The sequence below is a fragment of the Streptomyces alkaliterrae genome (genome assembly GCF_007097205.2).
Lineage (GTDB): Bacteria > Actinomycetota > Actinomycetes > Streptomycetales > Streptomycetaceae > Streptomyces > Streptomyces alkaliterrae.
Genome location: NZ_VJYK02000267.1, coordinates 1 through 7,626 on the forward strand (window position 1 = coordinate 1; position 7,626 = coordinate 7,626).

Annotated in this window: 6 protein-coding genes; 3 read left to right on the forward strand and 3 right to left on the reverse strand. The window is 71.7% G+C overall.

All coding sequences use genetic code 11. The features are described 5' to 3' along the window. Window positions 1-246: 246 nt before the first annotated feature. A complete protein-coding gene (locus tag FNX44_RS20860; RefSeq protein WP_143650128.1) occupies window positions 247-1,437 on the reverse strand; it encodes a cytochrome P450 family protein in 1,191 nt (396 codons plus the stop codon). Window positions 1,438-1,508: 71 nt separating this feature from the next. Further along, the gene (locus FNX44_RS20865; RefSeq protein ID WP_407699217.1) at window positions 1,509-2,846 is read right to left on the reverse strand and encodes a cytochrome P450 family protein; all 1,338 of its coding nucleotides are present in this window, start codon (window positions 2,844-2,846) and stop codon (window positions 1,509-1,511) included. A gap of 366 nt (window positions 2,847-3,212) precedes the next feature. Here FNX44_RS20865 and FNX44_RS20870 point away from each other — a divergent pair, with 366 nt between their 5' ends. The 3 genes from FNX44_RS20870 to FNX44_RS20880 all read left to right on the forward strand — a co-directional run bounded on the left by FNX44_RS20870 (window position 3,213) and on the right by FNX44_RS20880 (window position 7,183). Then, complete coding sequence (locus tag FNX44_RS20870; protein WP_143650124.1) at window positions 3,213-4,196, forward strand: helix-turn-helix transcriptional regulator; 984 nt, start codon at window positions 3,213-3,215, stop codon at window positions 4,194-4,196. A gap of 279 nt (window positions 4,197-4,475) precedes the next feature. Then, the gene (locus FNX44_RS20875; RefSeq protein WP_323369538.1) at window positions 4,476-6,323 is read left to right on the forward strand and encodes an alpha/beta hydrolase; all 1,848 of its coding nucleotides are present in this window, start codon (window positions 4,476-4,478) and stop codon (window positions 6,321-6,323) included. 386 nt (window positions 6,324-6,709) lie between these two features. Then, window positions 6,710-7,183: a hypothetical protein gene (locus tag FNX44_RS20880; protein WP_228450064.1), complete on the forward strand. Its 474-nt coding sequence runs from the start codon at window positions 6,710-6,712 to the stop codon at window positions 7,181-7,183. 24 nt (window positions 7,184-7,207) lie between these two features. Here the strand turns inward: FNX44_RS20880 and FNX44_RS20885 are convergent. Next, window positions 7,208-7,626, reverse strand: a 419-nt coding sequence (locus FNX44_RS20885) for a cytochrome P450 (RefSeq protein WP_143650126.1), incomplete at its 5' end; no start/stop codon positions are given.

A 7,626-nucleotide genomic window follows, 5' to 3' on the forward strand; every position in this document is an offset into this window, starting at 1 on the left:
GGAAAGGGGGGCGCGCCCGGCGCGCCGCCGAGGACGGCTGCAGGGCTCAGGCGGTCGGGTGTCCGCCGGTCGGTGAGGTGCGGCCTCCGGCCGCGAGGAGTGTCCTGCGCATGGGCACGAGACTAGGCAGCGGCGACGACGGGTGTCATTCGCTTTTCATCCCGGGGGCTGGTCGGGCGACACCCGAACGGGCCCGCGCGCCAGGCGAGTTGAGCGTGGCGTGCGGGCCCGGGCGAAGGGCGGGCGTCAGCTGCCGTGCAGCAGGATGGGGAAGGCGGCGAGGTCGTTCTGGGTGAGGACGGGGAGGTTGCGGATCTCCTCGACCGGTACGGCCGGTCGCAGCCTGGGGAAGCGGTCGAAGAGCGCGGGGAGCGCGATGGACGCCTCAAGGCGGGAGAGCGCGGCGCCGGGGCAGATGTGCGGGCCGTGGCCGAACGTCATGTGCCGGATCGGCGTCTCGCGGCGGATGTCGAACGCGTCGGCGTCGTCCCCGTGCTGGGCGCGGTCGCGGCCGATGGCGCGGTAGGAGACCACGACACCCTCGCCCTCCCGCACCACGGTGTCGCCGACCTGGACGTCCTCGGTGGCGAAGCGCATCAGGAGGTGGGTGGTGGGGGTGTCCCAGCGCAGTGTCTCCTCGACCACCGTGTCCCAGCCGATGTTGCCGTCCAGGACGAGTTCCAGCTGGTCGGGGTGGGTGAGCAGGGCGCGTACGGCGTTGAGTATCAGGCCGATGGTGGTCTCGTGGCCGGCGGCGACCATCGCCTTGAGGTTGCCGACGACCTCCTCCTCCGTGAGCGGTTCGCCGCCCTCGTCGGCGAGGATGAGCGCACTGGTCAGGTCGTCGGCGGGAGCGGCCGTGCGCTCGCGCACCATCTCCGTGAAGATGACGTCCAACTCCTCGATGACCGCGAGTCGTTCGTCCTGCGGGGTGAGCATCGAGAAGAACGCCTTGTACAGCTCGTGCAGCCGGGGGTGCAGCGCCGGGTCGACGCCCATCAGGTGGCTCACGACGAGCATCGGCAGCGGCTGGGCGAAGACCGGCTTGAGGTCCACCGGGCCGTCCGCACCCTGCTCGGCGAGGTCGTCGAGCAGCCGGGCGGTGATCTCCTCGATGACCGGGCGCAGCGCCTCCAGCCGGCGCGGGGTGATCGCCTGGGCGGTCTTGGTGCGCAGCCGGCGGTGTTCGGGGCCGTCGACCGTGAACATCGAGCGTCCGGCGTCGATCATGCCGATCAGCGGCCACTCGTGGGTGACCTGCCCGCTCCGCCACAGCTCCCAGCGGTTGATGTCCTTCACCAGCCGGGTGTCGTTCAGCAGCCGGCGGGCCTCGGCGTGCGAGGTCACCGTCCAGGCCGGTACGCCCAGCAGGTCGATGCGGGTGATCGGGGCCGCCTCGCGCAGCGCCGCGGTCTCCCCGTCGAGATCGCCGACCATGGGGTCGATCACCAGCGGGCATCGCCCGGTTTCCGTCGTCCGACCGGCTGACCGGGTCGCTGACTGACCGTTCAACGTCTTCCTCCGTACGCGGGGATGGGCGTGAAGTGGACCGGCAGTCCCGTCATGCCCCGCAGGAACGGGGAGGGACGCCGCGCGAGGGCGCGGGCCGGGACGGCCAGGTCGATGTCGGGGAGCCTGTCCAGCAGCACCTCGATGCCGGTTCTGGCGATCGTCTCGGCGATCTCGCGGGCCGGGAAGGGGCACTGGAACTCGCCGTGACTGAAGGCGAAGTGGGCGTAGTTGCCGTCGCGGAAGCCGTCGGCGGAACCGGCCGTGGCGGTCTGCGTCTCCGGATCGGAGTTGGCGCCGGCCAGGCCGAGCAGCAGCAGGTCGCCCGCGTTCACGTGGCGGTCGGCGAGCCGGGTGTCCCGGGCGGCCCAGCGGCCGGCGAGGATCTGGGTGGGGGTGTCCTCCCACAGGACCTCGTTCATCGCCTCGTGCACGCTGTGCCGGCCGCCGGTCAGCGAGGCGGCGAACCGGTCGTCGGTGAGCATCAGCCGTACCGAGTTGCCGATCCAGTCGGCGGTCGGCAGGTAGCCGGCGGCGGTGATCGCCATCAGGTCGAGCAGGTACTCCTCGTCGGTGAAGTGCGCCGGGCAGGCCAGCATGTAGGAGGTGACGTCGGCGCCGGGGCGCTCGCGGCGGCCGGCCACCAGCCGGCCGACGAGCGCGCCGAACTCCTGGTGGGCGGCGATGGCGTCGGCCCCGCCGTCGGCGAGTGCGCCCAGCGTGCGGATGAGCGCCGGGCCGTCGGAGTCGGGGAAGCCGAGGAGGCGGCCGAGCACCAGGATCGGCAGCGGCTTCGCGTACGCCGAGATCACCTCGGCCTCGCCGACCGCGCAGAAGCCGTCGACGAGCCGGTCGGCCAGCTCCTCGGCGTGCTTGCGCAGCTCCATACGGCTGACCCGCTCCAGCGCGCCCTCCACCATCTTCAGATGCCGCTGGTGCTCCTCGCCGACGGTGTAGTAGATCGACGGCTGCCGGTTGCCGATCATCGGGAGCAGCGGCCAGTCCTGCGGGATGTGCGGCCACTGGTTCCACAGTCCCGGGTCCCGGGGGAAGAGCACCGGATCACCGGTCACCTGGTACATCTCCCGGTAACCGATCACCAGCCAGGCCGGCACGTCGCCGGGCAGCAGGACGGGGACGACCGGGCCGTGGTCCCGCCGCATCTCCCGGTAGAGGGCCGCCGGGTCGGTGTGGAACCGGGGGCCCATGAGCGGTACGGCCCCCGACGGGCTCGGCCGTCTCGCGGCGGCCTGGCCGCCCGTCCGGGACACCGCGGAGTGGGGCTGGCTGCTCACTGGTTCTCTCTCCCGCGCGGAAATGATGATCGGTTGTGTCAACGCCGGACCAGAGTAGGACAGTTGCCGACCGCTTTGGCGGGGCTTGGGTAAACCGGAACGGGCTTCAGTTCCCAGCCCCGCCCGTTCCCGAAGCCGGGGCTCCGCCCCGGACCCCGTGTTGCGGCGTGGCGGCCGCTCGTCCTCGATCCCCCCAGCCTTCGGCCGGGAGGTGCCCCAGGACGGGCTGAACTCAGCCCGTCCGGCGCTTGAGGCCCGGAGGTCTGGGGGCTGGCCCCCAGGAAACGGGAAGGGGCGGGGCTCGGGCCCGAACCCGTTCCGGTCGGCACTGTCACGCAGGTCACTGGCAGGAACGGGCGGAGGTGATAGGAACGTCGGACGTCTGGTGTTCCGTGGGGGAAACGACCAATGTCTAGACCAGCCCGACCGCCCGGCGGCGGTCTCACGCCAGAGACCGAGGCGCTGTACCGCGAGCTGCTGTCCGGCGCCGTGGTAAACGCTGCCGACGCCGCCGCCGACGCCGCTCCGGAGGAGTGCGTGCGGCGGCTGGTGGAGCTGGGCCTGGTCCGCGTCGAGGCGGACGGCCGGGTGCGTCCGCTCTCGCCCCGGCTCGCGCTCGAATCCTGGGCGGCGGAACGGGAGTTGGAGGCTCTGCGGGCCCGCGAGAGCGCCGACCGGCTCGCCGGTCTCTTTGCTGAGCGGACCGGCTCCGGCGCCCGGTTCGCCGAGGTGCTGGACACCGCCGAGGACGTCGTGCGGACCTTCGGCGCGATGCAGGACGGCGCCCAGCGGTCCATCCGGGGTTTCGAGCGCGGCTCGATACTCAAACCGGATGACATCGGACCCAACGAGTGGCAGGTCGCCGGTATGCGGCGAGGGGTGCGGTATCACATCGTGTACGAGTCGGAGTACCTGCAGACCGAGGTCGGGCTGCGCTCGTTGCGGTCCTCGGTCCGGGCCGGCGAGGTGGCCCGGGTCTTCCCCGGGGTGCCGATGAAGCTGGCCATCGCGGACGCCGACCGTGCGCTGATCTCGGTACCGGGGCGGGAGGGCAACGGAGTCATGGCGCTGCTGGTGCACCCGTCGATGCTGCTGGACGCGATCATCGAACTCTTCGAGGCCTTCTGGCGGCTTGCCGTACCGGTCGGCGCGGCGGGCGCCGGCGGCGCCTCCGGAGGCCGGGACGCCGGCACCGTGGCGTCCGAACCGACGCCGGAGACCCAGCGGTTGCTCGCACTGCTGTCGGCCGGCTCCACGGACGAGGCGATAGCCAGGGACCTGAAGGTGAGCGAACGCACCGTGCACCGGCGCATCAGCCGCCTCCAGGAACTCCTCGGCGCCCGCACCCGTTTCCAGCTCGGCGTCCAGGCGGCCCGTCGCGGCTGGCTCTGACCGCAGCGTTCCAGCGCTCTGACCGCCGCGTTCCGGCGGTCCGGCTCCGCGTTCGGGCACGGCGTTCCGGCGACGGGCTCTGCCCGACCCGTGTCCCCAGCCGTGCGGTACCGGCGCCGGTACTCCTGGTGACGGCCGCGTGTCGGAAACCTGTCATGACGGGATTCCGCCAGTGTCGAGGGCTTCTCCGCAGGTGGCGCGGCCGGTGAAGGTGTCGCAACGCCTTCTGGTCCACCCCCGGTAGGACCGTCGCCACCCCCCGCCTGGAAGGACCCCCACGTGACCTCTGCCAGAAACGTCGGGCGCAGCAAGCCCGCCCGGGCACTGGGCGCCGCCACGCTCGCCGCGGCCGTGCTCGCCACTCCGCTGCTGACCGCCCCGGCCTCCGCCGCGCCGGTCACCGCCGAAGCCGTCACCGCCGCCGGCGCCGCCCAGACGGCCGCCGCCAAGAACCGGTTCAGGGAGCCGGACGTGGCGAAGCTCGCCGGCAAGCTCGCCAAGCAGGAACTCGACTGGGAGGCCTGCCGCTTCCCGAGTGTGGCCCCGGCGACCGAGGAGCGGCTGCTGAAGGTCAAGGGCGTCGCCTGCGCGACCGTCAAGGTCCCGCTCGACTGGCACAACGTGCGGAACGGCAAGACGATCGACGTGCGGATCTCCCGCACCCAGACCAGCAAGGCCGACAAGCGGCAGGGCATAGCCCTGGTCAACCCGGGCGGGCCCGGCGGCAGCGGCCTGCCGTGGGGCGCGGCGATGGCCGAGCGCGCGCCGAAGCTCGCCGAGTCCTACGACTTCATCGGCTTCGACCCGCGCGGTGTCGGGCTGAGCACCCCGCTCAAGTGCACCTACGAGGTGCCGGAGGACCCGACGGACGTCGACGCCGTCAACCGGGCCAAGGTCAGGGGCTGCGTCGAGGGCGGGCTGGCCCCGTACATCACCACCGAGCAGACCGCCTACGACATGGACCTGATCCGCGTCCTGTTCGGCGAGCGGAAGACCAGCTACATCGGCTACTCCTACGGCACCTGGCTGGGCACCTGGTACGCGGCGACGTTCCCGAGCCGGTCCCACCGCTTCCTGCTGGACTCGGCCACCGACGTGACGACCGGCTCCCTGCAGCTGACCTGGGACCTCCAGCCGCGCAGCCGCGACCGGCAGTTCCAGGAGGCGCTGCTGCCGTACGTGGCGCGCAACGACGCCGAGTACGGTCTGGGCACCGACCCGATGAAGATCCGCGAGTACTTCGAGCGCGCGGGCGGCACCCGTGAGTTCATCGGCCAGCTGTACATGGCACAGCTCATCCTCCCCGCCATGTACGACACCACGAAGTACCCGTCGGCCGCCGCAGCCGTGACCGCCGTCGCCAAGTCGGGCATTCCGACGGCCGGTTCGGAGACGGACAGGGTCGAGGAGCTGGCCCGCCGCATCATCGAGGCAGGCGACCTCGACAAGCACCAGCGGGAGTTCGTGAGGGACGCCAAGGCCGCCGTGCTGGACGAGCTGCGCTCGGTGCGGAAGCAGCAGGCCGCGACCGCCGGCCAGACCGCGACCTTCGACGCCACGTTCGAGGCCATCCGCTGCCAGGACGGCCAGTGGAGCCAGAACATGAACTACTGGCAGTGGTGGCTGAAGGACCAGCAGCGCAAGGCCCCGCTGATGTCGCCGTTCAACCGGGTCCCGCTGTGCGCCTACTGGCCGACCGCCAACCGGATGCCCAAGCCGCACACCAGGACGTTCCCGAAGGTGATGGTGCTCCAGTCCGAGCTGGACGCGGCCACCGCGTACGAGGGCGGGCTGACCTCGGCCAAGAAGCTCCCGGGCGCCGCGCTGGTCAGCGTGGACAACGAGGGCAGCCACGGTCTGTTCCCGTACGGCACGACCTGCGTGGACGACCCGGTGGAGACCTACTTCCTGACCGGTAAGCAGCCGAGGAAGAAGTTCACCGGCTGCCAGGCGCTTCCGCTGCCGGCCGAGGACACGACCCACGAGGTCGGCGGCAGCCTCGGCAAGCACGGCAAGATCAAGATCAAGATGATGACCGACAAGGTCAAGGAGGCCAACCGCCTCACGCGTGACCTGCTGCGGGAGACCAACACCGCCTCCGGCACGGAGTTCATGCCGGCCCCGTAGGACCGACCTCCTACAGGACCCCTCGACACCTCAGGGCGCCGAGCATCCCCCAAGCCCCCGACCGGGGCTCGCCAGGACCGGCCCCCTGAGGCACCACCCGGCGGGAGCCGGCCCGATCCACCGCTCTGAGCAGGCGGCGGACACGGGCCGGCTCCCGTCGTTTGCGCGCCCCTCCGGCGAGCGCTTTCCGCCAGGGGGGCGTGCGCCGGGGCACTCACCCTTCGTGCTCGCTGAGCTGCGTCGGACGCTGGTCACGCCCGTAGCGCGCGCCGGTACACGCCCCCGATTTCCGGTCATTGCGGAGTTCGGGGGGCGATTCGGTCGTCACCCTCTGTCATGATCGAGGTGTCAAACGGGGTTTCGACCTGAGGAAGGACGCACGAGACATGACCATCTCGCGTCGCGTCAAGGCCACCGTCGGCCTTGTCGCCACTCTGCTCATCGCCACCACGGGGATGGCCGGCACGGCGAACGCCGCGCCGTCCAGCAGTCCCGGCTACCCGCGCTTCACCCACGAGGGCAAGTACCCGCAGAACACGCCGTGCAGCGGCAGCTACCAGCTGAAGTACACCAACCGCGCCAACGTCGGCGGCCGCACGATCACGCTCAAGTACTTCTACGCGGGCGGTTGCGGCTCCTTCGCCCGCATCGAGAACGCCCCCCGGGGCTGCTACGCCTGGCTCGACCGGACCCGTGAGCGTCCCAGCGGTACGCCGACCAGCTGGGACTGGGTGCGGGAGAGCGTGGACCCGGGCATCGACTACGCGTACACCCAGGTCGGCAACAACCTGAGCGGGCGGGTCTCACGGGCCGCGCTGGTCTGCGGCACGACCGTGCACTCCCGCACGCCCTGGTACTGACGGGCACACGCCACGGGCGGGCTCTCACGCCGTCAGGCGCACCGGTAGTTCCGCGTAGCCGTGCGCGATGAACGAGTCGACGTGCCGGAGTTCGGACGCCTCCCCGGCCAACGCCAGGTCGGGGAAGCGCTCGAACAGCGCGGGCAGCGCGACCGCGGCCTCCATCCGGGCCAGCGGGGCGCCCAGGCAGCGGTGGACGCCGTGGCCGAAGGCCAGGTGTTCGCTGGTGGCCCTCGTCGCGTCGAAGCGGTCGGCGCGCTCGCCGTGCTGGGCCGGGTCGTGGCCGGCCGCGCCGTACGTCGTCAGGATGGGGTCGCCGCCCCGGATCACCGTGCCGTCGGGAAGGGGGATGTCGGAGACGGCGAACCGCATCGGCAGCGCGCTGATGCTCGGTGCCCAGCGCAGCGTCTCCTCGATGACGTCGTGCCAGCCCACCCGTCCCG